The sequence below is a fragment of the Paenibacillus humicola genome (assembly GCF_028826105.1).
In the GTDB taxonomy this organism is placed as follows: domain Bacteria; phylum Bacillota; class Bacilli; order Paenibacillales; family Paenibacillaceae; genus Paenibacillus_Z; species Paenibacillus_Z humicola.
Genome location: NZ_JAQGPL010000001.1, coordinates 1211045 through 1236681 on the forward strand (window position 1 = coordinate 1211045; position 25637 = coordinate 1236681).

Consider the following 25637-nt stretch of genomic DNA (forward strand, 5'->3'; position numbering starts at 1 on the left):
TATCACGACCATAAAAATATTAAATTGATATCGTTATGGGGTGATGATAAAATAATATAATATAGAAATTGCGCATTCTCCGCTGTTGATGCGGTTGCTGGCCGTCTCCGAGGCGTGCGCCGACGTGCGGACGGCTCTTTTTTTCCGGGACGGGAAGCGGCATGCATTCATCATTTTAAGCCATGACAGCTGGAAAATGAAGCCGGAACCGGAACCCGAAACCCGTTTACTCAAAAATCTTCTCATGGAAAGGTTGCACGAAATGAAAGAGAATCGTTTGGGATTGCCGCCGAAGCAAGGCCTGTACGATCCGCAGTATGAGAAAGACGCCTGCGGCATGGGCTTTGTGGCAAACATCAAGGGGAGAAAATCGCATACGATCATCCGCCAGGCGCTGACGGTGCTCGAGAATATGGAACATCGCGGCGGCCAAGGCAGCGAGCCGAACTCGGGCGACGGCGCGGGCATTATGATTCAAATTCCGCACGCCTTTTTTGCCCGCGAGCTGAAGAGTCTCGGCATTTCGCTGTCGGAGAGCGGGGAGTATGCGGTCGGCATGCTGTTCTTGTCCCAGGACGAGACGGTCCGCGGCAAGCACGAGCGCGAGCTCGAAACGATCATTCGCGAGGAAGGGCAGACGCTGCTCGGCTGGCGTACGGTTCCGACGAACGACGAGAAGCTCGGCCAAACCGCCAAAGCCGCGATGCCGTTCGTGCGGCAGGTGTTTATCGGCAGGAATGCCGGGCTGACGGACGAACTGGCTTTCGAGCGGAAGCTGTATGTCATCCGCAAGCGGGCGGAGCACGGCATTCGCTACTCCGGCGCCGAGGGCGGGGACAGCTTTTATTTCTCCAGCCTTTCGAGCAAGAAGCTTGTATATAAAGGAATGCTGACGACGGAGCAGGTGCGTTCGTTCTATCTCGATCTAAGCGACGAGTCGATGGAGACGGCGATCGCGCTCGTTCACTCCCGTTTTTCGACGAACACGTTCCCGAGCTGGGAACGCGCGCATCCGTACCGATATATGATTCACAACGGCGAGATCAATACGCTGCGCGGCAACGTCAACTGGATGCATGCGCGCCAAACGCTGTTCGCAAGCGAGCTGTTCGGCGAGGATATGGAGAAAATCAAGCCGATCATCAATCCTGACGGCTCGGACACGGCGATGTTCGACAATACGATCGAGTTTCTGTATCTGGCGGGCCGCTCGCTGCCTCACGCAGCGATGATGATGGTGCCGGAACCGTGGTCCAACCACGAGAGCATGAGCGAAGAGAAAAAAGCGTTCTACGAATATCACAGCTGTCTGATGGAGCCATGGGACGGACCTGCAGCGATGGCGTTCACGGACGGCACCCAAATCGGCGCCATTCTCGACCGGAACGGGCTTCGTCCGGCACGCTACTACGTGACGAAGGACGATCTGATCATTCTCGGCTCCGAAGCCGGCACCGTGCACGTCGATCCCGAGAACATCCTGTACAAGGACCGTCTTCGCCCGGGAAGGATGCTGCTTGTCGATACGAAGGAAGGCCGGATCGTTTCCGACGAGGAAGTGAAGGCCAAGGTCGCGTCGGAGCATCCGTACCGCGAGTGGCTTGACGAGCATTTGGTCGATCTGTACGATCTGCCGGATGCGCCGGAACTGCCGGAGCCGGATCACGATACGGTCCAGCAGCGCCAGCAGGCGTTCGGCTATACGTTCGAGGATTTGCGCAAAGTAATCGAGCCGATGGCGGGCAGCGGCGTCGAGCCGATCGCTTCGATGGGCTACGATGCGCCGCTTGCGGTGCTGTCGGGCCGTCCGCAGCGGCTGTACAACTATTTTAAGCAGATGTTCGCGCAGGTGACGAACCCGCCGATCGATGCGATCCGCGAGGAAATCATCACGGCGACGGGAACGACGATCGGTCCCGAGCGCAACCTGCTGAACCCGGAGCCGGAGAGCTGCCGTCATATCCGGCTTGACTCGCCAGTGCTTTCGAACGAGGAGTTCGCGAAGCTGCGCCATGTTCGCCGCCCGGGCTTCAAGTCGATTACGCTGCCGATCCTGTTCACCGCCTCCGAAGGCGAAGCGGGACTGCGGGCGGCGCTGAAGCAATTGTGCGAAGCGGCCGATCGGGTCATCGCCCGCGGCCATAACATATTGATTCTGTCCGACCGCGGCGTCGACGGCGAGAACGCCGCCATTCCGGCGCTGCTGGCCGTATCCGCGCTGCATCATCATTTGATCCGCGAAGGCACGCGCACGAAGGTAAGCATTCTGCTCGAGTCGGGCGAGCCGCGCGAGGTGCATCATTTTGCACTGCTGCTCGGCTATGGCGTCAGCGCCGTAAACCCGTATCTCGCGTTCGAGACGCTGGACGACATGATCCGGCAGGGGCTGCTCAGAGGGCTCAAGCACGAGAAAGCGGTCAAAAATTTCATCAAAGCCGCCACCAAAGGCGTTGTGAAAATTTTGTCCAAAATGGGCATCTCGACGATTCAGTCGTACCGCGGCGCGCAAATTTTCGAAGCGGTGGGCCTGAAGAAAGAAGTCGTGGACGAATATTTCACCTGGACGGAAACCCGGATCGGCGGAATCGGCCTCGACGTTATCGCCGAAGAGACGCTGAAGCATCATAACCGCGCCTTTGCGGAGCAGGAAGGCCGCGTGAAGGAGCTCGATTCCGGCGGGGACTACCAATGGCGCAAGGACGGCGAGGAGCATCTGTTCAACCCGCAGACGATCCATACACTGCAGATGGCTTCCCGCACGAACAATTATGAGCTGTACAAGAAATTTTCCGAGCTGGTGCAGGGCGAGGACCGGAAGCATCTGACGCTTCGCTCGCTGCTCGATTTTAATTTCAGTGCCGTGCCGGTGCCGATCGAAGAGGTGGAGTCCGTCGATTCGATCGTGAAACGGTTCAAAACCGGCGCGATGTCGTACGGTTCCATTTCCAGGGAAGCGCACGAATCGCTTGCGATCGCGATGAACCGCCTCGGCGGCAAATCGAATACGGGCGAGGGCGGGGAAGATCCGGCGCGTTTCATCCCCGACTCCAATGGCGATTCCCGCCGCAGCGCGATCAAGCAGGTCGCTTCGGGACGCTTTGGCGTCACGAGCAATTACTTGGTCAATGCCGACGAAATTCAAATCAAAATGGCACAGGGCGCCAAGCCGGGCGAAGGCGGGCAGCTTCCGGGACGCAAGGTGTACCCGTGGGTTGCCGAGGTTCGCGGCTCGACGCCGGGCGTCGGACTGATCTCGCCTCCGCCGCACCACGATATTTATTCGATCGAGGATTTGGCGGAGCTGATCCACGATCTGAAGAACGCCAACCCCCGCGCACGTATTAACGTCAAGCTCGTGTCCGAGGTTGGGGTCGGCACGATTGCGGCCGGTGTGGCGAAAGGCCGTGCGGACGTCATCCTCGTCTCCGGGTACGACGGCGGAACCGGCGCATCGCCGCTCGCTTCGATCCGTCACGCGGGCATGCCGTGGGAGCTGGGTCTTGCGGAGACACACCAGACGCTGATGCTCAACAATCTGCGCGACCGCGTCGTCGTCGAGACGGACGGCAAAATTATGAACGGCCGCGACTTGGCGATTGCGGCGCTGCTCGGAGCCGAGGAATTCGGCTTCTCGACCGCGCCGCTCATCGTGCTCGGCTGCGTCATGATGCGCGTGTGCCACCTGGATACGTGTCCGGTCGGCGTCGCGACGCAAAATCCGGAGCTGCGCAAGAAATTTATGGGCGACCCGTCGCATATGGTCAACTATATGCGGTTTGTGGCTCAGGAGTTTCGCGAAATCATGGCCCAGCTCGGCTTCCGGACCATTAACGAGATGGTCGGACGCGTCGATCGCCTGAAGACAAAAACGCTGATCGATCATTACAAGCTGAAAGGCATCGACCTGACGCCGCTGCTCCACCTGCCGGAGCTGCCGCAGGATGCCGCTCGCTACTGCGTCAAGAATCAGAATCACGGCCTCGAGCAGTCGCTTGATATGCAGAAGCTGCTCCCGCTGGCACAGCCGGCGATCGAGAGCGGCGAGCAGGTCAGGGCGACGCTGCCGATTAACAATACGAACCGCGTTGTCGGCACGATCGTCGGCAGCGAGGTCACCCGCAAATATGGCGCGCAAGGGCTGCCGGAGGATACGATCTCGTTCCGCTTCATCGGCTCCGCCGGACAAAGCTTCGGGGCGTTCGTGCCGAAGGGCATTACGCTTTCGCTTGAAGGCGACTCGAACGACTATGTCGGCAAAGGCTTGTCGGGAGGCAAAATTATTATCGCTCCTTCGCCGAAGTCGACGTTTAAAGCCGAAGAAAATATTATTATCGGCAACACCGCATTCTACGGTGCGACGAGCGGCGAAGCCTATATTCGCGGGATTGCGGGCGAGCGCTTCGCCGTGCGGAACTCCGGCGTCAACGTTGTCGTTGAAGGCGTCGGTGATCACGGCTGTGAATATATGACGGGCGGACGCGTCGTCATTCTCGGCCTGACAGGCCGCAACTTTGCGGCAGGAATGTCCGGCGGCATCGCGTATGTGTATGACGAGACCGGCGACTTCTACAAGCACTGCAATTTGGAGATGGTGCTCCTCGAGCGTGTGGAGGAAGCGAAGGAGCTCGCCGAGCTGCACGGTATGGTTCAGCGGCACGTTCAGTACACGGGCAGCAGCGTCGGCGACCGCCTGCTCTCCGACTGGGACCGGTCAAACGCGAAATTCGTGAAGGTCATTCCGAAGGACTACAAGCGGATGATGGAACAAATCGAGAAAATCGAGCAAACCGGTCTTACCGGCGATGCGGCGCTCCTGGCCGCATTCGAAGCGAACATGAAAGAGCTCGCCCGCGTCGGCGGCAACTAAGAACGAAAATAGCCCGGGCTTCCTGAATGGAAGCCCGGGCTATTTTTTTATGGATAACTCTTTTCTCCCATACACCCTGCCTTTTACCACGGTCGTTGATCTTGGAATGTCGTCATCGATGTTGAGCTTCCCCCGCATTCCTTACAGCTCAAATGAGAGAATTCGGTTACACCGCTATGAACAGTGCCGCTGCCCCTTTTTCATTGATCCTAATATTTTGCTTACGTTTTCATTTCATATAAATTTTGTAAGATAAATGTTAGATAATCACATATATAATTTAACAGAAATCCATTTCTTGAGCTAAATTTTAATAAATTCGACAAAATAACAAAAAGAATATGACTTATGTCCCTCATTCTTCGACAACAATTGTAAAACAATCTGAGTATAATAAGTATTATCCGATGAGAGAGAATATCCCATAGATAAGAATGATAAAGGAGAGAGTCATACATGACGCCAAAGGATGAAAAGTCCGACCTTCAAATGACGATCGATATTCGAACGCTTGCCTTACAAACGGGAATCGATATTGCGAAATGGCAAGCCCAGTCGGACCCGATCATCGATCACTTGTTTGACTCAGAGGTGCATCAAGAGAAGTAAACGATCGGCGTCTGTTCTATTTAAGGAGAAGCTGCTGTATAGATGAATAGAGAAGCAAGCAAGCTTGGCCAAGATCTATAAATTTGAATAGGTGTATTTTTGAATGCTCGAAAACCGTTCCCCGAAACAAGCGGTTCCGGTACATACTCCCATTCGGCTCGACGTATTCAAAGCTTTGGAGCAGCTGGGCATCGATCCGACGAGGCTTACGACAGATTTGCTCCATTTTGTTCGCGAGCTTAATGGACCGAAAACAATAAAACCATAATGCGGCAAAATGTCGCATTATGGTTTTGTTGCGAAGGATACGAAATGCATCATTTCATCATTCGCTCCGCACGTACGAAAGCAATAAAACGCTTGGCCTCCTCGGCGGTCAGTTTATGGCCATCTATGGTCAAATCAAATTTTTTCAGCAGCTCTTCATCGGAAAGCTCCAGCTGATCCACAAATTGGCGGATCGGTTCATCGAGCGTAACATGCGGAACATTCGTGCGCCCGACCAGGTAGTCAACGGAAACATGAAACAGATCCGCAAACTTGGACAGTGTCTCCGTATCCGGTTCCCTGCGGTTTTTCTCATAATGCGACAAGGCAGCGCGCGAGATGCCGAGCGATGCAGCCGTCTGTTCCTGAGTCCACCCCCGATCCTCCCTTAATTTCGAGATTCGGCCACCAATGTCCATAATACTCCTCCTATGTCACGATATCTCCATATTAATACGAATTGTGTGCAATTGCATGGAATGAAACAAAACGTCGCATTTAATGAAAATTTATGTGAATACATATTGACATGTTACAATATGTATCGTAAAGTTAGAAATATGAGAAATACATAATGTAGCAAAAATAAGGTATTCATCATTTTTTCCGAACAATAGATTTTTATTCATGCCGTTGTTGCAGGATGCGAACATATTTATTTTTTGTTGAATGTAATATTTTTGTAATTGGAGGAACGAATTGTGGAATTAAAACAGTATTTGAAAATTGTACGCAAACGGATTTGGCTGATTGCAGCAATTGTTATCGTCGTATGTGCCGCCACGGCAGTTAAAAGCTTCTTTCTGACCACTCCGCTTTACCAGGCGAATGCCAAGCTGATCGTCAATCAAGCGACGCAAGGAGACAATAATGTACCCAGCGTGCAGGTTGTGCAGGCCAGCATCATGATGATCAATTCGTATAAGGAAATCATCACCTCGGCTGCTATCCTGAATAAAGTCTCGGCGAAATTTCCCGATCTGAACGTAAGTGCATCCCGAATTTCGGTCTCAACTGCTAATAACTCACAAGTTATGGATTTATCGTATGTCGACACTTCTTACACGAGGGCGGCAAAATCTATCAATGCGATTGCCCAAATATTTAAAGAACAAATTCCTTCCATCATGAAGGTCAACAACGTCACGATTTTGAATGAGGCTGCCTTGGATGAGCAGGGAGCTCCGCTGAACGAAAGTCCGGTCTTGAACATCGTGATTGGATTTATCGCCTCCTTAATGCTGGCCATCGGGCTCGTCTTCCTGCTCGATTATTTGGACAATACGTTCAAATCCGAAATTGAGCTTGAAGAAGTGCTTGGATTGCCTACCTTGGCGGTCGTCGCCAGGATGAAGAAGCAGGATAAACGTGCACGCAGTCAATCCCCCGTTTCACCAAATCGACAAGTAGGAGATAGTACATATGCGACGCTCAATCAATAGCGATTTAATTACCCTTCATCATCCCAAGTCGCCGATCTCGGAAGCTTACCGCACCCTTCGAACAAATATCCAATTTTCCTCGTTTGAAACGACCATGCAGGTGATCATGGTTGCATCGGCGCAGAGAGGGGAAGGCAAAACGACGACCATCAGCAATTTGGCCGTGGCTTATGCGCATGAAGGCAAGAAGGTGCTGCTGGTTGACAGCGACTTGCGAACACCGGTCCTGCATGACCTCTTTTCGTTACAAAATCAATTGGGATTAACGACCATCCTGACCAATCAGTCCAAGTGGCAGGAAACGATTAAAGATACGGAAGTGGAGAATTTATCGCTGCTGACTTCCGGCCCGATTCCGCCAAACCCGTCGGAGCTTCTCAGTCATCAACGAATGGGCATGCTGATGGATACTTTAAAAGAGCACTACGATTTAATACTAATGGACACCTCTCCGGTCATGGGAGTGACAGATAGCTTGGTCGTCAGTGCTCTTTGCGACGGCGTGATCCTGGTTGTTGCTGCCGGCATGACGGATAAAGAACTGGTAACCAAAACCAAGGCGAATCTGGAACGGGTGAATTCCCGGATCCTTGGTGTGGTGTTTAACGACATCAAAGGGAAAAGCAATGCCAGAAAGACGGTTTTCAGCCGGTAACCCGTTTCCATCTATAGGATAGGTTCGCTGTTTGCCTTACTTTCGTTTTAGGTCAAACGAGGAGGCTAGTTCGGCTGCCACAAGGCGGCGCCGGCCGGTTCTTCCTGACGATTAGGTAATGTCTACTGTACCTCTATCATTGTAGGCACTCGGTCACGCTGTGGGTCAGGCGGCCTTAGACATGATTGTCGAGGGTGTGATGTGAGGACGGGTTTGATGCCCCTATCTAGAAATACGAGCTATGCTTTCTAGGGAACTGGATGGCAAAGCTCGTATTTTTAGTTCATTCGATTTGCCAAATAGAGATCGTAAAGGATAGGGTGATAGGCGTTGATGAAGGTTAGAAAAGCAATCATACCTGCTGCCGGACTCGGGACAAGATTTCTCCCCGCTACAAAAGCGATGCCGAAGGAAATGCTCCCCATCGTAGACAAACCGACCATTCAGTACATCGTTGAGGAAGCGATCGCCTCGGGAATCGAAGATATCATTATCGTGACGGGTAAAGGGAAACGGGCGATTGAAGATCATTTTGATAGTGCGTTTGAGTTGGAACATAGTTTATTGGAAAAAGGAAAACATGAACTATTAAGTGAGGTTCAAAAGACCTCCAGTGTAGACATTCACTACATAAGACAAAAAGAACCTAAAGGGCTTGGCCATGCTGTATGGTGTGCTAGAAAATTTATTGGAAACGAGCCCTTTGCCGTCCTTCTCGGAGACGATATTGTAGTTGCAGACGTTCCATGTACAAGGCAGCTTATCAAGCAATATGAACAAACAGAACGATCCGTCATTGGAGTCCAGACAGTCTCAATTGAACAAACAGACCGGTATGGTATTGTTGATCCTAAAGAAGATAAGTACAACAGCAAATTGGTTCAAGTTAATCGATTCGTTGAAAAGCCCAAGTTAGGGACTGCTCCATCAAATTTAGCTATTATGGGGAGATACATACTAACTCCCGATATCTTTAAATTTTTGGAACAACAAGAGGTAGGTGCTGGAGGAGAAGTTCAATTAACTGATGCTATTCAGAAATTAAACGAACTACAGGGGGTTTTTGCATATAACTTCGACGGTAAACGTTATGATGTTGGAGAAAAGCTAGGCTTTATTACTACCTTGCTGGATTTTGCACTTCAGAATAATGATCTTCGATCACCATTATTGTTGGCTCTAGAAGATATATTAGAACGTGAGATGATAAATAAAATTATTATCGATCGCTAGGAGTGTTTTAAATGACGGCCCAGAGGAACGATCTTGAAGCTTCTTTAGAAACAGCGGTTTTCTACTCGTTTCAAAATATTAATAAAAGTAGAAGTTTTAGATTTTACCTTATGATAAAAAGAGCGATGGATATAGTTGGCGCTTGTATTGGAATCATGCTTTTTTCTCCCATATTTTTTGTTGTCGCGATATTAATTAAACTTGAAGATCCACATGGTCCTGTATTTTTTAGCCAAATTCGAGTTGGTAAAGATGAAAAAACATTTAAAATGTATAAATTTCGTTCAATGGTCTCTAATGCGGAAGGAATGTTAGATGGATTATTGAGTCGAAATGAAATTAGCGGTGCAATGTTTAAAATTAAAAATGACCCGCGAATTACTAAAGTAGGTAAGTTCATAAGGAAGACAAGCATTGATGAATTACCACAATTGTGGAACGTAATTTTAGGCGACATGACTATTGTAGGACCCAGACCTCCACTTCCACGAGAAGTTGCTGATTACACGAGTTATCACAAACTGAGACTTAAGGTTAAACCAGGTTGCACTGGTTTATGGCAAGTTAGTGGCCGGAATGATTTGAGTTTCAATGAAATGGTTGAACTTGATTTGAAATACATTCGGCTACGAAATATTTTATTTGATCTGAAGATTATTTTTAAAACTTTTAAAGTGTTACTTGGATCTAAAAATGCTTATTAGCAGCGTAGGTTCCCTTAGTTTTAATAGAAAATGGATAGTACAACTGACCAGTCCATAAAAGGAGTTCAGAATGTTCGTAACCAAAAAGATAAAATTAAATAGATTGACAAAAAATACATTTTGGATGATTTATGGTAACTTTTCTCGAGTAATAATGCAAGGAGTTTATTTTGTAATTGTCGCTCGCTCACTTGGAGCAGAAAACTTTGGAGCATTTATGGGTGCAGTGTCTCTGGTTGCGATATTAGCTCCTTTTTCAGGTCTGGGTGCAAGTAACATTCTTATTAAAAATATTTCTAGGGATAAATCACGATTTCAGAAATACTGGTGTATAGCAATTATTAAAACAATAATTTCTTCAGTCGTTTTAATAATATTGGCTTTAATTTTAGCAGAATGCTTTCTTCCAAAGTCAGTTCCATTATCACTTGTACTTTTAGTGGGGCTAGCGGATATATTTTTTGCGAGGATATTGGATGTTTGTAGTTCAGCATTTCAGGCACTTCAAGAATTAAAATGGACTGCTCATTTATCTTTTCTAATTAGCATCTCAAGACTCGTATTTGCGGTTATCCTTTATTTCTCTAAAGATGCTATAACATTATATATGTGGGGGTGGTTATATCTTTTAACGATCATTATTTGTTCAAGCATAGCTGTTTTCCTTGTATATATAAAATGGGGGAGACCAATTTTTAACAAAAATTTGTTATTTTCAGATTTAATTGAGGGTTTTTATTTTTCAATAAGCTTTTCATCGCAAAATATTTATAATGATTTGGATAAAGCGATGCTAACAATATACTCGGGATTATCTGTATCTGGTATATATTCTGCAGCTTACCGGGTAATAGATTTTTCGTTTACACCAGTTCGATCACTGCTAAATGCAACCTACCCTAAATTTTTTCAATACGGTACTTCTGGGATAAAAGGAAGTTTCAATTTTGCCAAAAGAGTTATCCCTTTTGCAGTAAGTTATTCATTGTTTACTTGGGTTGTTCTATATGCACTGGCTCCATTTATTCCATATATTTTAGGTCAGGATTACAAGCAATCTGTAGAAGTTGTTGAGTGGTTGGCTGTATTGCCGTTATTGAAAACAATGCATTATTTTGCAGCAGATACATTGACAGGGGCAGGGTATCAAGCAATTCGAAGCGGTATTCAAGTTGCTGCGGCTATATTCAATGTATTAATAAATTTGTGGTTAATAAATGCGTTTTCATTATATGGGGCTATATATTCTAGTATTGCAACTGATTTTCTGCTTATGTGCTCATTATGGGCATCGTTAATTTATCAATTGGTCAGAACTAGAAAACAGACTGGTTACAACTATTCAGTTTGAGTAATTAATTTATTTAAAAAAGAGGTAATACCTGAATGGTAAAAGCCGAAAAAAATAATTACGCAAAGATATTTGTATTTTTATTCTCAATAATTGTACTTGTTGATTCCATAAATGGAATATATATAGAAAAGTTCAGTGGTAATATTTCTATTGGACAAATATTTCGAGTTTTTATTTTTATTATTATGTTTAGTTTTATTTTAAAATTTCATGAAAAAAAGCGAGTTTATTTTGTTCTCTTTTTTATTCTTTATCTTAACATATGTGAATTGGGTTATTTTTTTAATCACGGTTCTTTAAGTGGTCTGCTCACAGATATACAAGAAGGTTTTCGGCCACTTCTCGTAGTTGTTATTATTGAAGCTTACCGAGCATTGGAGAAAAAAGGATTAATATCTGGAAAACAACTTATGAAGGTTATGAAAATTAATTTTTTACTGTTCCCTTTAAGTATAATTATACCTAAATTACTTGATTCGGGGACAAATGTTTATGGAGATGGATCAGGTTATAAGGCATTTTATAATGCAAATAATGATCTAAATATTGTATTACTAGTTTTATTGGTATTTGCATTTGAAAAGTTATCAGCAATTCTAAATGATCAAAAAAAAAGCATGTATTATGGCATATTAATTTTATTGTTGTTGATTACCCTTTTACTTATAGGATCAAAATCAAGTATAGTGTTTTCGGTAATTATTTTATTTGTATATATATTTAGGAATTTAATAAAGAATAATTTTTCAAATAATTTAAAGATAATATCAATAAGTGTTCTTGTTATTATTTCTGTCACTTATTTATTAACAACCTATTTTCAAAACGAAGTTATGCAAACCGTCGAGAGGTTCAATTATTTCTTTAAAACAGATGTTCAAATGGATAATAATGTTGGAACATTTCTTCTAACAGGAAGGGATGTTTTTCTTAAAGCTGCGATTACAGCATTTACTGAAAAAATTACGCCATTAAAGTTACTTTTTGGGCAAGGATATTATGAGCACATGAATACTACAGGAAAAGTTTTCGGAAGGCCATATTTAATTGTTGAAATGGATTTTTTTGATTTCTTTTTTAGTTATGGAATAATCGGTTCAATTATTTTTTATGGGTATTTTATTGCGCTATTTTTTAAATCATTATCCAAGCATGGGGTTCATTATTTTTCTGCTTATTTTAGTTATATCATAGTCGCAATTTATAGTTTTTTTGGCGGACATGTTATGTTTTCTGCTTTATCCGGAAGTTTCTTGGCAATAACTTGTTGCTTTCTGATCTCGAATAGAAATGTCAACGATTCAATAAAAAATAAAGCAGCTAGTAGTTCATTAATAGCGACTGATAACGAAAAGGTGAATTATATTGAGAAAAATTCTTTTAATTTCAAATATGTATCCAAATAAAAAATATCCATCATACGGGATATTTGTTAAAAAAACGCTGGATATGTTACAGGAAAAAGGCTTCGTTATTGATAAAACAGTAATTTATAAATCATCTGGTAAATTTGCAAAATTAATTGATTATATAATTCATTATTTAAAAGTGACGATTAAACTTATTTTTTATAATTATGATTATGCCTATATTCACTATGCTTCACACAATGCATTGCCCGTACTGATTTCAAAATTAATAAAAAGAAAAATGCGTATAGTTATAAACGTTCATGGAAGCGACGTTGTTCCAGAGACGGCTATACAAGAGAAATTGCAAATATTGGTGAAAAGACTTTTGCAAATTTCAACTTTAGTAATAGTGCCATCGGATTACTTTAGAAATTTGGTTATTGAGAAGTATGATTTGAAAAATAGAATTGAAATATCACCTTCAGGCGGTATTGACAGTGAAATTTTCAAACCGCAAAGTTGTTCTTTAAGTGAATTGGGATTAAATGAAAATAATAGATACCTCGGATATGTTGGACGTATAGATTTTGAAAAGGGATGGGATGATTTGTTGAAATCATTTTGTTCTCTTAAAGGAAATGGGGGGTATAGTGATGTTAAATTAATAATTGTAGGTAATGGTAAATTTTATTTAGAACTTAAAAATCAAATTAAAAAATATAATTTACAAAATGAGGTTGTTTTATTTGATACACTACCTCATGAAAAATTGAGACTTATTTACAATATTATTTATGCGTTAGTTTTTCCTACTCGACGAAAAGGGGAAAGTTTAGGACTTGTAGGTTTAGAATCTATGGCTTGTGCAACACCGGTTATCGGAAGTGATATTGGAGGGTTGAGAAGTTATATAAAGCATAATGAGAATGGTTTGTTGTTTACACCAGGTGATGTAAATGAATTAAAGGAAATGATTTGTACATATTTAAATTTCTCGACAGAAAAGATTTTAGAAATGAAAGCAAATGCACTTAGTACTTCCTTAGAATATAACCGCGAAAGAATTAAGGAAAAGTTTATTTCATTATTTTGAACAAATGGGTGACGACAAGTGAAAAAAAATAAAGATCTAAAGATCTGTTTGATTTGCTCAACGGGTGGTCATTTAGCTCAGATGAAGGAAATAATTCCGGTCGTTAAACAATATAGATATATTTTAATTACTGAAAAAAATAAAACTGTAGAAAATTTGAGGGATAGTTGTAAAACTTATTTTCTAGTTCAACAAGAAAGAAAAAATATATTGATTGTATTAATTTTATTTTTGAATGTAATAAAATCAATATATTTTTTTGTTAAAGAACAACCAGATATTATTATTTCTACTGGGGCAGGAGCAGTAATTCCATTTTGTTTTTTGGGTAAATTATTTAGAAAAAAAATTATGTTTATTGAAAGTTTTGCTAAGATAAAATCTCCAACACTGACTGGTCAATTAATTTATAGGATTTCAGATAAGTTTTACGTACAATGGGAAGAATTATTGAAATTTTACCCTAAAGCAGAATATAGGGGGAAAATATATTGATTCTTGTCACAGTAGGTACTCAAAAATTTCAATTAAATCGATTATTTGAAGAATTGGATAAATTAATTGATCAAGGAAAAATAACGGAGGAAATTATTGCACAAGCGGGTTATTCAAATTACTTTGCAAAAAACTTTAAAACGAGGGACTTAATAGAGATCTCTGAAATGGAACAGTTAATTAAAGAAGCGAATATGATTATTACCCATGCTGGTACAAGTTCGATTATTCTAGGATTAAAAAACAAAAAAAAAGTAATTGTTGTACCAAGACGAAAAGAGTTTGAAGAACATGTAGATGATCACCAAATTGAGATTGCTCAAATGTTTTACGAACTTGGATTTATAGAAATTGTAGATGATATAACTCAATTGGCTGAAAAGATTAATTTATCAAAAACGAAAAAGTATAAAGAGTATGAATCTGAACAGTCTCTGCTATTAAGTGCGATTGAGGGGTATATTCATCAGATAAAAATGCAGGTTAACCTATCAAGGGTTGGTGAGTAAAATGGGTTTAAAAATGCTGGTGAAAAAATTTTTTTTATGGAGATTAAAAAGAAGAGGCTTGGAAGTAGGGAAAAACTTAAAAATATATAATACTAAAATTGATTACAGCCATTGTTTTCTTATAAGAATAGGTGATGATGTAACCATTTCAAACAGCACGATATTAGCTCATGATGCAACAACAAAATTAGTATTGGGTAAAACTAAAATTGGAAGAGTAATTATTGGTGACAGAGTATTTATAGGATACGGAAGCATCATATTACCAAACGTTCAAATAGGTAATGATGTAATAGTTGCAGCTGGAAGTGTTGTATCAAAAAACATTCCTGATGATTGTGTAGTTGCAGGGACTCCAGCAAAAATCATTGGAAAAACAAGTGATTATATAAATAAAAATAAAGTATTAATGGACTCATCACCTGTATATGATACTTATTGGAAAAACAAGACGAAAGATCAGATTGAAAGAATTTGCAAGGATCTTAAAGTTGGATTTGCCTTTGATGAATAAGCTGTTACCGACTTTTTATTTTAGGAGTTGAATGAATTGAATATTTCAGTCATTGGATCCGGATACGTTGGCTTAGTATCCGGTGTTTGTTACTCAGAACTAGGAAATAACGTATATTGTGTTGATAAAGATACCGGTAAGATTGAAAAGTTGTGTAATGGAGAGGTACCCATTTATGAACCAGGCTTACAACAATTAATAATTAAGAACACTAAGAATAATAAGCTGAAGTTTACGACAGATATTAAAAAAGCGGTTTCTGAATCAGAAATCATAATTATTGCTGTTGGTACACCGTCACTTTCCAACGGTGAAGCGGACTTACAGTACATCGAAACTGCGGCTATGGAAATCAGTAAGGCAATGAATGGCTATAAAGTGATTTGTGTGAAAAGTACAGTTCCAGTCGGCACGAATGAGCGGGTACAAAAAATCGTGTCCACTTATTATAAGGGGAAATTTGATGTTGCTTCACTTCCAGAATTTCTACGCGAAGGAACGGCCATAAAGGATTCATTCAACCCTGATCGTATTATCATTGGAACAGATAGTTTGGCTGCTAAGAAATTATTAATCGAACTACACAGTGCTTTATGTAATGAAATTATTATAACCGATAGGAGAAGCGCAGAAATGATAAAATATGCTTCAAATGCATTCCTCGCTACAAAAATCTCATTTATTAATGAAGTTGCGAATATTTGCGAAAAAGTTGGAGCAGATGTGATTGAAGTAGCAAAAGGCATGGGATTAGACCGACGTATTGGCACATCTTTCCTTCGTGCAGGAATTGGTTATGGTGGTTCATGTTTTCCTAAAGATACAAAAGCGCTCATACAAATTGCTGGTAACGTTGAATACGATTTTAAACTACTAAAAGCAGTAGTTGAAGTGAATCGAAATCAGCGATTAGGAGTGCTCGATAAACTGTTTCAAGCATTGGATAATGTATACGGAAAGACAATAGGAATTTGGGGGCTTTCATTTAAACCTGAAACGGACGATGTTCGTGAGGCTCCAGCATTAGAAATTATCGAAAAGCTTATAGAGTTAGGGTCGCATGTGAAGGTTTATGACCCGATTGCTATGGAATGTTTCCGACAAATATTTAATCATCCTGCGATTACTTGGTGCGAAACAGCAATGGAAGTTGCACATGAGAGCGAGGCATTATGTTTGCTGACAGAATGGAATGAATTTGTAGAAGTAGATCTTATTCAAGTCGAAAAAGCATTAGCTCGACCAATACTGATTGATGGTAGAAATGTCTTCAGTTTTGATCAAATCCGTAAAACCGGACTTGCTTATTACCCAGTTGGTAGACCTGTGTTTCAAAATATTAAATCTGAAGAAGTTTTGTAATAAAATAGAATATTTTATATAAATTCCGGTAGCAGTGACTAATTTAATATGCAATATATCTCAATAAGATTATTGAGATGAATTTCAAAGGAGCTTATTGATGAGTAGCGAAATATCGCTTGATATGGGTTCTTTCCCTAATGAATTGAAACTGCTACTTGCTCTTATTGGATTAGACAATGATTCAGAATCATTTTCACATGTGAGAAAAGACATTAATAACATTGATTGGGGAAAGTTTCTGCAATTAACTAGACATCATAGGGTCTTTCCATTGGTTGCAAAAAATATTAACAAAATTGATAAAAAAATAATTCCGATTGAAATTGCAAAATCAATTTATTCGGATTTCCGAAAAAATACATTACAAATGCTTCACTTAAGTGCAGAAATGGAGAGGATCTGTGAATCATTTAAAAATAATAATATTTGTTTAATAGTATTGAAAGGTCCAGTTTTAGCAAAAGCACTGTACGGTGATGTGTCGTTTAGAACATCAAAAGATCTGGATATCCTCGTCCCTACTGAAAAAATAGAAATGGCAGGATTATTACTTCAAGAGCTTGGCTACAAAACAGAAGTGAATAATACATCTTTTAAACAAAAAGGTAATCATATTTCTTATATTAATTCTGAGAAATGCATTGAAATAGAACTTCACTGGAAACTTAACCCAGGTGACAGAAACGAACCAGAATTTAAGGAATTATGGGAACGGAAGAGATTAAGTCCTTTATCAATATCTTCTTCAATTTATTTATTAGGAAACGAGGACTTATTTTTATTTTTAATTCTGCATGGAGCAAGACACGGATGGTTTAGATTACGTTGGTTAGTTGACATTGATTTTATGATTCGAAACGGAATAGATTGGAGTATTGGCTTGCCGTTATTGAAAAAATATAATTGTCTAACAGTTGTAGGGCAAGCCATAATATTAGCTTCACAATTATTTAAAACGGCTATTCCTAATGACCTGGAAGGTTTAACCAAGAATAAATTATCACTAAACTTAGCTAAAAAGGCATTAATTTTTATAAAAGATATGATCGTATTCACAGATCTTCCAAAAAAATTGGTCCCTTTTTTTAAATATTATTCGTTTTTATTACTTCCCTCTTCAAAAAGATGGATGTTCTTATTAAACCTATTGTATCCAAACATAAGAGATGTTCAAATCCTCACACTTCCGAAACCGTTACATTTCCTTTACTTTCCGCTTCGTCCTTTATTATGGTTCTGGCGGCTATCAAAATCGCGTTCAAGTATAAGTGCAAAAAAGGACCGACAAAAAAGAGCAAGTGTTGGTTAATAGTTTAATTTGAAACAATAAAATTAATCTAAACAAATTGATACAATATGTAACATATGATATAATATTAAACATAATGTATCGAAAATTCTTCTTAGTAGAACATTCCCCGGAGGCCAACATGAGCGTCATAGCAGGCATTCACAATTATGATTCCGATCCTGTATCCCATGAGGATTGCGGCAGGCTGATGCATGCTTTGCAGATGTATCAAACGGATGAGCTCAGCGGCTGGCGGGGGGATTCGGTCTTTTTGGGATGTGGTGTGAAGCGGGTGACGCCGGAGTCTCTCGGTGAGAAGCTGCCTTACGAGGATAAAGAGCTGGGGCTGGTCATTACGGCGGATGCGGTCATTGATAACCGGGAGGAGCTGTTTGAACGGCTGCAGGTCGAACGCCAACGCCGTAATATGCCGGACAGCGAGCTTATTTTGCTGGCTTATCGCAAGTGGTTGATAGACGCTCCGCAATATTTAATCGGTGATTACGCGTTCGTGGTCTGGGACAGGAAAAGAAGGCTGCTGTTTGGCGCGCGCGATCCTATCGGAAACCGGACGCTGTATTATCATCAGAACGGCAGCCGATTCTCGTTTGCGACCACGATTGAACCGCTCCTCACTCTGAATGATCGGCATGTTTCGATCAATGAGACTTGGCTGGCCGAATTTCTGGCGCTTCCGGCCGAATACGAGTCGGCGGATCCCTTCAGTACCGCTTATAACGGAATTGGGCAGCTGCCTCCTGCTTATTCTTTCACTTTAATGAACGGCTTCTGGAGTACGCTGCAATACGAAAAGCTCCGGCCGGCGCAGATCCCCCAGTTCAAGACGAACGAATCCTATGAGGAGGCGTTTCGGGAGGTATTTGCGCAGGCGGTCCGATCGAGGCTGCGAACGCATAAGGCAGTCGGTGCCGCGTTAAGTGGCGGGCTTCATTCGGGCTCCGTCGCCGGTCTCTCGGCAAAGGAATTACAAAAAGAGCATAAACCGCTGCACACGTTCAGCTATGTCCCGCCGGGCGATGCTGCCCATAGGACAGTTAGTGACCCGGTTAACGATGAGCGGTCTTTGATCAAGCAAATGGTCCGGCACATTGGCGGTACCTCCGATCACAATCTATATTTCCCGGAAAATAGTCCGTTGTCCGACATGGACGAGTGGCTCGATATATTGGAAATGCCCTATAAATTCGTGGATAACTCCTTTTGGACAAAAGATATTCATAAGCAGGCAGCCGAATGGGATATCGGTATACTGCTTACCGGCTTCGGAGGCAAACAGTCGGTTTCCTGGGGATCGCCGGTCGACTATTATGCGTATTTGTTGAAAAGGTTTCGATGGATGAGGCTTTATCGGGAGCTGGGTCCATACAGCCGCAGCACGAAGCTCGGGCGTACACGACTGCTCTCCATGATTGGCAGGTCTGCTTTTTCGCGGAGAACCGGAAACGCTGCATACGCCGGGGAACCGATCTTGATTCATCCGGATTTTGCCCGGAGCATGCATGTAAGGGAACTGCTTCGCCATTTTGATGCCGACATCGGCGGTGGTACAGCCTTCACGTTGGAAGGACGAGCCCGGCTGTTGGAGAGCATGACTTTTTCCAGCATGCAGGGGACGAGACGCACGAAACTTTCTCTCCGTTACGGCGTAATGGAAAGGGATCCGTTCCTGGATGTAAGGTTGATCCGGTTTTGTCTTGCTCTTCCACTGGAGCAATTTGTGCAGCATGGCATGAACGGGGCTTTGCTTCGGAGAGCGATGAAAGGTGATTTGCCGGATACGGTCCGGTTAAACCCGCGTGTTTGCGGTATTCATGGCGAGGCTTGGGTGTACGGGCTGCTGAAGGATTTGAAGCGGATCGCCGAAGATATCGATGCGCTGTGCAAAAACGATGCCGCGAATGAATATCTGAATATTCCGCAAATTAAAGCTTCATTTCATAAAGTGGATCGCCATCCCCGGCCCGGGCTTGCTCTTGTACCGGATCTCCAGTTGTTAATGCGGGGATTGGCCGTTCACCGTTTTCTACATAAACTGCGTTCGCTGCCGCCGGTTCCGGCACCGCTTCGATCCGGCTCTTACTCCTGATAGTCGAGGCCTTGTGCCTTGTCTATATAACTCGGTTATTCTGCAAGGAGGTGAAAACAGATGTCCAAAAAAGTTTGGGAAGCGCCACAAATGGAAGTACTCGACGTCAACCTGACGATGGCAGGCCCGGGAACGATGATTCCCGACGCGGTACAAAACGATGTAGACGAAGTCGTTCATCACAGCTAAAATTCGACCCACCCTTATACGCGCAAGTGTGTAAGGGGCTTTTTCCAACCTTTAGACGACCATTTGGAGTGAGAGGCTTCCAACTGGCGTTTGACATAGATAAAGATCCATTTTCAAGCGGAGAGGGTAATGACCCTTGTTCAGACTAATTAAAAAAGCGTTTGCTTTGCATCCACGAGAGCTGCGGTTATATACCGAGGCTTTTTTTTATTTGGGCTGGGCCCGAGTGCTAAAAGCGCTGCCATTTGCCAAAGTGGCGCCGGGGCTTGGCCGTCCGATGCAGGAAACTTCATTCGCTCGCAATACGCCTGCGGAAGATACGATCAAACGGATCTCCCGTGCCGTCCGAACCATGAGCCGGCATACCTGGTGGGAAAGCCAATGCCTGGTCATGGCGATTGCCGCGATGAAAATGCTGGATCGCCGCGGCATTGAGAGTACGCTTTATTTGGGGACGGCCAGGGATGCGGACGGCAAAATGATCGCCCACGCCTGGCTGCGCAGCGGGAATATTTATTTGACCGGCTTTGAGGAAATGAGGAAATTTACGGTCGTTGGGAAATTCGGCAATGCAGCGGGTTGACCAATCCGATCATTTGATTAACGAAAACAATCGGGGGAGATGAACAACCGCGCTTCTGCATGGCTGGAATTATAATGCCTGGCGGAAGCATATAAGAGACTATAAAGGACTTGTTGGAACAGCTGCACCGCCGTCGTGAATGCGTTAGGAAATGGGGTGAATCGATGAGCAGCGGGGAACAGCGCAAGCAGGAGCTGGACATTCGGGCCATTATGGCTTCGCTTGGAATCGACGCCGGGAAGCTGAAGCCGGATGAAGCGGCTGATCATGAAGCGGCGGGGGCGGAGCGGCCGGCGGACAGGAGCGGGAAGCAGGCGGAATCGTGAACGCCAGGGTGAATTCATTAATGAAAGAAGGGCGGCTATGAACCGTCGTGTCAAAAGGGTACTCGCCTGGTCCGGGATCGCTGCCGGGGTCTTGATATTGGCAGCCTGCGGCTATTTGTATTACCTTTATAACTCTGCCAAGCATACGGCAGCCAAGATATACGAGGCGCCCGCCAAACCGGTGTATGTCAGCAAGGATCCGGATGTGCAGAAACGGGTGGACACCGAAGCGAAGACGCCTGACCGGCTGAAGCCGTTTACGGTGCTTGCGCTTGGCGTCGATCAGCGCCCGCACGATACCGGCCGCTCCGATACGATCATCCTGATGGCCGTGAATCCGGCGAAAAAATCGATTCTCATGTTTAATATTCCGCGCGATACGCGGACGGACATCGTCGGACACGGCACGGTGGACAAAATCAATCATGCGTACGCGTTCGGCGGCGTCAACATGTCGATTCAGACCATCGAGCGGTTTCTTGATTATCCGGTCGATTATTACATCAAAGTGAATATGGAAGGCTTCGCCCGCCTTATCGATCTGATCGGCGGCGTCGAGGTGGATAACCCCTTTGCGTTCAATTATGAGCAGCACACGTTTGCAAAGGGGCATTTGACCTTGAACGGTGATGAGGCGCTGCTCTATTCGCGGATGCGCTACGACGATCCGCGAGGCGACTTGGGCCGGAATGCGAGGCAGCGCGACATTTTAGAAGAAGTGATGAAGCACGCGATGAACCTGACGAACGTGACCAAGATCGATTCGATGCTGAGCGAGGTCGGGGACAGTGTGAAGACAAACATCACCTTCGACGAGATGAAGCAATTCCTTACCGACTACCGTCCGGCAATCGGCAGCATCGACACAGTGGAAATTCAAGGGAAAGGGCAGACGATCGGCGGCATCTGGTATTACATCGTAAGCGACGCCGAGCGGAGCCGGATTCATAATCTGCTCAAAAATCAGATGCAGTAAGGTTTGTCAGACAGGCGGTCTAAAATAAGCCCCCCGCTCATAAAGTTGGAATAGCTTTAGGAGAAGGGGGCTTTTTCATGCCGCATAGAAGGCGGGGCAGGCGGCCGCTCCGGTTGTGGACGGCTGCGCTTGCACTGCTTATCGCCGTCTGGCTGGTTTGGCGAGGCGGCATGACGCTTGCGGCGGCGGGCGGAGGCTCCGGGGCGATGCACACCGTGGAGCAGTTTTATCGGGATGAGCAGTCCGGCGATTTCGGCAGCGCGTGGGAGCTGTTCCACCCGCTAATGCAGCAGAAATTCGAAAAGGCGTCCTACATTCAGAAACGGGCACACATCATGATGCAGGATTTTGGCGTCAAGACGTTCGATTTCAAAGCGGGCAGACCGAAGCATCTGTCCGCATGGCGGATAAGCAGCGATGAGCCCGAAATCAATGACGTGTACGAAATCGTAGTGACGCAGCATTTTCATACCCCTTATGGCGATTTCGAGCTGGTTCAGCCCTGTTATCTGGCCAAAGACGACGGCGCATGGAAGCTGCTGTGGTCGTATGAGGGGACTGGCTAAGCTGTCTAACTTGCTGCAATGGTGGTATGAGGAAATGCGTAAGCCATAACGGAGAGGAGTTGGAGGACAATGGATGTGAACGCACTTCGCGATAAAGCGATCCGTCGCAATGTCCGCATAGGTATACATGAGAGCGTTCAAGCGAAAATATCCATCGCACACGCCCCGGGCGGCGCAGCGCCTTCCAAGGAGACGCCGGTGCTGCTGCGTAGCATGGGCCCTACCTGCCTGCAATTCATGACGCATCTGCGTTTTCCGGTGAATACCGATTATACGCTTCGAGCTGTTGTCATGATCGGCGAATGGGAGCTGGGGGTTCTCGGGCATATCATTTGGCGGCGCAAGGAAGACCATCTGTATGTATACGGCTGCGAGCTGCTGCCGGATCGCGGCATGCGGCGCTCGATTGCGCAGGCGCTGTATGAGCATTTGCGGCTTGCACATCCGGGCGCTCGGCGCGTACACGAGATGTACCGCAGCATGGCTGCCGCCGGAGGGAGTTCGGAAGCGAGGATGGACCGGCGGGGATGAGGCGCAGCGGCAGCGAACCAGGCAATCCGGAAGCCGAGTGAGTAGGGCACGTAGGAATAACTTACTGCCTCCGGGGAAGTACCGAGGACGGATGCAAATTACAAGAAGGGAGTTATAGAACAGACGGCAGGCTCAAAAGCTTGCGAATACGATTTTAGGGAGGATGTGTCTGGCTGAACGGAGTTTTTTTTCGGAGAAAGTTTGAATGTCTTTTTTTATGAAGAAATGAAAGCGCATACACGACAAATTTCGCATATTTTACTTGACACCTATCAGGCAATGTCATATTGTTAGGATATAAAGATACAATATGTAACATAAAAGTCGAATATGATACATAAAGTAGAAACATGTTGGAAAAAGGAGTGGTCATTCTTGGAGGACAAGGAGTGTTTTTGCTGTATTTGCTGCGGCTATATTCTGGATCGGGAAGTGGCGGCGATTGTTTTTCGTACCGGCTTTTATAAAATCGTATACCCGCTTGGCTGCTGCAAACGGTGCGCCGCAAGCGAAGAACTCGCCGCCTCGGCGGAAACGCCGGAGCTGCCGGACAATCGGCAGGAAGGAAAAATGCCCCGGCTGCCTGTGGCTCCCGACTCGGACCTGTTCGATGATCCGCTGACGAAACCGTCCGAAGCCCCGTATCCGCTTATTGCCGCTCTATAAACCGGCCTGACGGCCGCCGAAGAACCGCCATGGCCCGCCGCCGCGAAAGCTCCCTGCAGCTGACGCGCCGGCGGGCCCTTTAAATTTTGTTTAAGAAACTTCCATCCTTTTTCGCGTTTCCGTATAATGAAAAGCATGCGAGGCCGCAAGAAGGGCTTTCGCCAGGATAAAACGGGAGGTTCTTGGGTGGATAATCTAGCTTCCGAATCAATTGTCCAATTAAGCCAGGTAACGAAACGAATCGGCGGCAGAACGATTATCGACAAGCTGTCGCTTGAGCTTTCGGAAGGCGAAGTATTCGGCTTCCTCGGGCCGAACGGCTCCGGGAAAACGACGACGATCCGCATGATGGTCGGGCTGATGTCGCTGACGGAAGGCGATGTCGTGATCCGGGGCAGCAGCATCCGGACGGATTTCGAGAACGCGATACGACATGTGGGGGCCATTGTCGAAAACCCGGAAATGTACAAATATTTGACCGGCTACCAGAACCTGCTCCACTATTCGCGCATGGTGCCGGGCGTTACCCGCGGGCGGATCGAGGAAGTGGTCGAGCTTGTCGGGCTGAAGGCGCGCATCCACGAGAAGGTGAAGACGTATTCGCTCGGCATGCGCCAGCGGCTTGGCGTGGCGCAGGCGATTTTGCACAAGCCGTCGCTGCTCATTCTGGATGAGCCGACGAACGGACTCGACCCGGCCGGCATCCGCGAGCTGCGCGATTATTTGCGGCAGCTGGCCAAAGAGGAACGCATCACCGTATTCGTCTCCAGCCATCTGCTCAGCGAGATGGAGCTCATGTGCGACCGCGTGGCGATCATTCAGACCGGACGGCTGATCGACGTGCGAAGCATTCGCAGCGAGGGAGCGGCGGCAGTCGCTGTGAGCCGGGTCGTTTTCGAGGTCGACAACGCGCAGGAGGCCGTTCGGCTGCTGGCCGAATACGGGGCGGCGCTGGCGGACGGGGCGGTATCGGTCGAAGCCGGCCGCGAGACGGTAGCCCGGATCAATGCCGAGCTGGTGCGCGCGGGGCTGAACGTTTACGGCATCCGCACGGTCAGCAAGTCGCTGGAAGACCAATTCCTCGAAATGACGGGGGGCGAGACGATTGTCTAATTTCATGCTGCTGATCCGCAACGAAAATATGAAAATTTACCGCCGTTTACGCACATGGATCATGTTCGGCATTCTGGTGGCGATCCTGCTCGCCATCGATATCGGGGCGAAGCTGATCGGCGGGGGGGACGCCAACAACTGGAACATGATGCAGATCAACTCGGCCGTCCTGTTCTCCATCGTCACGATCTTCACCGTTGTCGTCTCCGCCGACAGCGTGGCGGGCGAGTTTTCCAGCGGGACGATCAAGCTGCTGCTCATCCGGCCGTGGAGCCGCTCGAAAATTTTGCTCTCGAAATATATCAGTCTCCTGCTGTTCGCGCTGATCATGGCCGCGCTGCTGTTCGTACTGTCGCTCTTCGTCAACATCGCGCTGTTCGGCTACGACGGAAGCGCCGACGTCGTGCAGCGGGTGCTGCACGTCGACCGGGACATGACGCCGCTGGCTTTCATGCTGATTTATTATATCGATCAGTTCGTGGCGCTGATCGTCACCGTGACGCTGTCGTTTATGCTCTCCACCGTGTTCCGCAGCGGAGGGCTGGCGATCGGGCTGTCGCTGTTCCTGCTCCTCGGCGGGAGCACGATCACGGGCCTGTTGACGCTGCTGCACAAAAAATGGGTCGATTACGTGCTGTTCCTGCACATGAATCTGGCCCAGTATTTGACGAACAGCCCGGTCAAGGAAGGCATGACGATCGGCTTCTCGCTCGGCGTGCTGGCGGTTTATTATATCGTCTTCGTCGCGATTACCTGGATCATCTTTAACAAGCGCGACGTCGCGGGATAATGGTGGGAATGGCTGAAAGACGCCCCGTCTTTATGGACGC

The 25637-nt window shown here is 45.7% G+C and carries 25 protein-coding genes; 24 read left to right on the top strand and 1 reads right to left on the bottom strand.

Translation table 11 applies throughout. The features are described 5' to 3' along the window. Positions 1-262: 262 nt before the first annotated feature. Positions 263-4867 (top strand): glutamate synthase large subunit, encoded by a 4605-nt coding sequence (gltB, locus tag PD282_RS05775; protein ID WP_274649389.1) that lies wholly within the window; start codon positions 263-265, stop codon positions 4865-4867. A 456-nt stretch (positions 4868-5323) separates the two neighbouring features. Continuing rightward, on the top strand, positions 5324-5476 hold the full coding sequence (locus tag PD282_RS05780) for a hypothetical protein (protein WP_274649390.1): 153 nt from the start codon (positions 5324-5326) through the stop codon (positions 5474-5476). Between the two features lie 317 nt (positions 5477-5793). On the opposite strand, the gene PD282_RS05785 is transcribed toward PD282_RS05780, so the two are convergent. Then, positions 5794-6162 (bottom strand): helix-turn-helix domain-containing protein, encoded by a 369-nt coding sequence (locus PD282_RS05785; protein WP_274649391.1) that lies wholly within the window; start codon positions 6160-6162, stop codon positions 5794-5796. A 282-nt stretch (positions 6163-6444) separates the two neighbouring features. Between PD282_RS05785 and PD282_RS05790 the strand changes: the two genes are divergently transcribed. The 22 genes from PD282_RS05790 (at position 6445) to PD282_RS05895 (ending at position 25597) form a co-directional block, all read left to right on the top strand. After that, on the top strand, positions 6445-7185 hold the full coding sequence (locus tag PD282_RS05790; RefSeq protein WP_274649392.1) for a YveK family protein: 741 nt from the start codon (positions 6445-6447) through the stop codon (positions 7183-7185). Further along, complete coding sequence (locus PD282_RS05795) at positions 7166-7840, top strand: CpsD/CapB family tyrosine-protein kinase (RefSeq protein ID WP_274649393.1); 675 nt, start codon at positions 7166-7168, stop codon at positions 7838-7840. Before PD282_RS05790 ends, PD282_RS05795 begins: the two co-directional genes overlap by 20 nt. Positions 7841-8170: 330 nt before the next feature. After that, a complete protein-coding gene (gene galU, locus PD282_RS05800; RefSeq protein WP_274649394.1) occupies positions 8171-9073 on the top strand; it encodes a UTP--glucose-1-phosphate uridylyltransferase GalU in 903 nt (300 codons plus the stop codon). An 11-nt stretch (positions 9074-9084) separates the two neighbouring features. Continuing rightward, positions 9085-9777, top strand: coding sequence for a sugar transferase (locus PD282_RS05805; protein ID WP_274649395.1), 693 nt, complete (start codon positions 9085-9087; stop codon positions 9775-9777). A 70-nt stretch (positions 9778-9847) separates the two neighbouring features. Further along, positions 9848-11128, top strand: a complete 1281-nt coding sequence (locus PD282_RS05810; RefSeq protein WP_274649396.1) for an oligosaccharide flippase family protein — start codon at positions 9848-9850, stop codon at positions 11126-11128. Positions 11129-11163: 35 nt separating this feature from the next. Beyond that, positions 11164-12537 carry an O-antigen ligase family protein gene (locus PD282_RS05815; protein WP_274649397.1) on the top strand — a complete coding sequence of 458 codons (1374 nt, stop codon included), beginning with the start codon at positions 11164-11166 and terminating at the stop codon, positions 12535-12537. After that, positions 12497-13576 (top strand): glycosyltransferase family 4 protein, encoded by a 1080-nt coding sequence (locus tag PD282_RS05820; protein WP_274649398.1) that lies wholly within the window; start codon positions 12497-12499, stop codon positions 13574-13576. Before PD282_RS05815 ends, PD282_RS05820 begins: the two co-directional genes overlap by 41 nt. 18 nt (positions 13577-13594) lie before the next feature. After that, entirely contained in the window at positions 13595-14071 is a 477-nt protein-coding gene (gene pssD / locus PD282_RS05825) for a PssD/Cps14F family polysaccharide biosynthesis glycosyltransferase (protein WP_274649399.1), read from the top strand. After that, on the top strand, positions 14068-14580 hold the full coding sequence (pssE, locus tag PD282_RS05830) for a PssE/Cps14G family polysaccharide biosynthesis glycosyltransferase (protein WP_274649400.1): 513 nt from the start codon (positions 14068-14070) through the stop codon (positions 14578-14580). The genes pssD and pssE overlap by 4 nt, the downstream gene beginning before the upstream one ends. 1 nt (position 14581) lies before the next feature. Further along, a complete protein-coding gene (locus tag PD282_RS05835; RefSeq protein WP_274649401.1) occupies positions 14582-15094 on the top strand; it encodes an acyltransferase in 513 nt (170 codons plus the stop codon). 36 nt (positions 15095-15130) lie between these two features. Continuing rightward, entirely contained in the window at positions 15131-16456 is a 1326-nt protein-coding gene (locus tag PD282_RS05840; RefSeq protein WP_274649402.1) for a UDP-glucose dehydrogenase family protein, read from the top strand. Between the two features lie 100 nt (positions 16457-16556). Beyond that, positions 16557-17768 (top strand): nucleotidyltransferase domain-containing protein, encoded by a 1212-nt coding sequence (locus PD282_RS05845; RefSeq protein ID WP_274649403.1) that lies wholly within the window; start codon positions 16557-16559, stop codon positions 17766-17768. A gap of 121 nt (positions 17769-17889) precedes the next feature. Continuing rightward, positions 17890-19857 carry an asparagine synthetase B family protein gene (locus tag PD282_RS05850; RefSeq protein ID WP_274649404.1) on the top strand — a complete coding sequence of 656 codons (1968 nt, stop codon included), beginning with the start codon at positions 17890-17892 and terminating at the stop codon, positions 19855-19857. 60 nt (positions 19858-19917) lie between these two features. Further along, a complete protein-coding gene (locus PD282_RS05855) occupies positions 19918-20046 on the top strand; it encodes a paeninodin family lasso peptide (protein ID WP_274649405.1) in 129 nt (42 codons plus the stop codon). A gap of 136 nt (positions 20047-20182) precedes the next feature. Continuing rightward, positions 20183-20629 carry a lasso peptide biosynthesis B2 protein gene (locus PD282_RS05860; protein WP_274649406.1) on the top strand — a complete coding sequence of 149 codons (447 nt, stop codon included), beginning with the start codon at positions 20183-20185 and terminating at the stop codon, positions 20627-20629. Positions 20630-20793: 164 nt separating this feature from the next. Next, positions 20794-20955, top strand: a complete 162-nt coding sequence (locus PD282_RS05865; RefSeq protein ID WP_274649407.1) for a hypothetical protein — start codon at positions 20794-20796, stop codon at positions 20953-20955. A 37-nt stretch (positions 20956-20992) separates the two neighbouring features. Next, positions 20993-21931, top strand: a complete 939-nt coding sequence (locus tag PD282_RS05870; protein WP_274649408.1) for an LCP family glycopolymer transferase — start codon at positions 20993-20995, stop codon at positions 21929-21931. Positions 21932-22008: 77 nt separating this feature from the next. Continuing rightward, positions 22009-22497 carry a hypothetical protein gene (locus PD282_RS05875; RefSeq protein WP_274649409.1) on the top strand — a complete coding sequence of 163 codons (489 nt, stop codon included), beginning with the start codon at positions 22009-22011 and terminating at the stop codon, positions 22495-22497. Positions 22498-22566: 69 nt separating this feature from the next. Beyond that, the gene (locus PD282_RS05880) at positions 22567-23028 is read left to right on the top strand and encodes a hypothetical protein (RefSeq protein ID WP_274649410.1); all 462 of its coding nucleotides are present in this window, start codon (positions 22567-22569) and stop codon (positions 23026-23028) included. Positions 23029-23403: 375 nt separating this feature from the next. Next, positions 23404-23694: a hypothetical protein gene (locus PD282_RS05885; protein ID WP_274649411.1), complete on the top strand. Its 291-nt coding sequence runs from the start codon at positions 23404-23406 to the stop codon at positions 23692-23694. A 186-nt stretch (positions 23695-23880) separates the two neighbouring features. Further along, a complete protein-coding gene (locus PD282_RS05890; protein WP_274649412.1) occupies positions 23881-24807 on the top strand; it encodes an ABC transporter ATP-binding protein in 927 nt (308 codons plus the stop codon). After that, the gene (locus PD282_RS05895) at positions 24800-25597 is read left to right on the top strand and encodes an ABC transporter permease (protein WP_274649413.1); all 798 of its coding nucleotides are present in this window, start codon (positions 24800-24802) and stop codon (positions 25595-25597) included. Before PD282_RS05890 ends, PD282_RS05895 begins: the two co-directional genes overlap by 8 nt. Positions 25598-25637: the final 40 nt, after the last annotated feature.

Excerpts from the sequence above, each read along its gene's own strand:
- gltB (WP_274649389.1), top strand. The coding sequence starts at position 263 with ATGAAAGAGAATCGTTTGGGATTGCCGCCGAAGCAAGGCCTGTACGAT.
- PD282_RS05780 (WP_274649390.1), top strand. The coding sequence starts at position 5,324 with ATGACGCCAAAGGATGAAAAGTCCGACCTTCAAATGACGATCGATATT.
- PD282_RS05785 (WP_274649391.1), bottom strand. The coding sequence starts at position 6,162 with ATGGACATTGGTGGCCGAATCTCGAAATTAAGGGAGGATCGGGGGTGG.
- PD282_RS05795 (WP_274649393.1), top strand. The coding sequence starts at position 7,166 with ATGCGACGCTCAATCAATAGCGATTTAATTACCCTTCATCATCCCAAG.
- PD282_RS05805 (WP_274649395.1), top strand. The coding sequence starts at position 9,085 with ATGACGGCCCAGAGGAACGATCTTGAAGCTTCTTTAGAAACAGCGGTT.
- PD282_RS05810 (WP_274649396.1), top strand. The coding sequence starts at position 9,848 with ATGTTCGTAACCAAAAAGATAAAATTAAATAGATTGACAAAAAATACA.
- PD282_RS05815 (WP_274649397.1), top strand. The coding sequence starts at position 11,164 with ATGGTAAAAGCCGAAAAAAATAATTACGCAAAGATATTTGTATTTTTA.
- PD282_RS05835 (WP_274649401.1), top strand. The coding sequence starts at position 14,582 with ATGGGTTTAAAAATGCTGGTGAAAAAATTTTTTTTATGGAGATTAAAA.
- PD282_RS05845 (WP_274649403.1), top strand. The coding sequence starts at position 16,557 with ATGAGTAGCGAAATATCGCTTGATATGGGTTCTTTCCCTAATGAATTG.
- PD282_RS05850 (WP_274649404.1), top strand. The coding sequence starts at position 17,890 with ATGAGCGTCATAGCAGGCATTCACAATTATGATTCCGATCCTGTATCC.
- PD282_RS05855 (WP_274649405.1), top strand. The coding sequence starts at position 19,918 with ATGTCCAAAAAAGTTTGGGAAGCGCCACAAATGGAAGTACTCGACGTC.
- PD282_RS05865 (WP_274649407.1), top strand. The coding sequence starts at position 20,794 with ATGAGCAGCGGGGAACAGCGCAAGCAGGAGCTGGACATTCGGGCCATT.
- PD282_RS05870 (WP_274649408.1), top strand. The coding sequence starts at position 20,993 with ATGAACCGTCGTGTCAAAAGGGTACTCGCCTGGTCCGGGATCGCTGCC.
- PD282_RS05875 (WP_274649409.1), top strand. The coding sequence starts at position 22,009 with ATGCCGCATAGAAGGCGGGGCAGGCGGCCGCTCCGGTTGTGGACGGCT.
- PD282_RS05880 (WP_274649410.1), top strand. The coding sequence starts at position 22,567 with ATGGATGTGAACGCACTTCGCGATAAAGCGATCCGTCGCAATGTCCGC.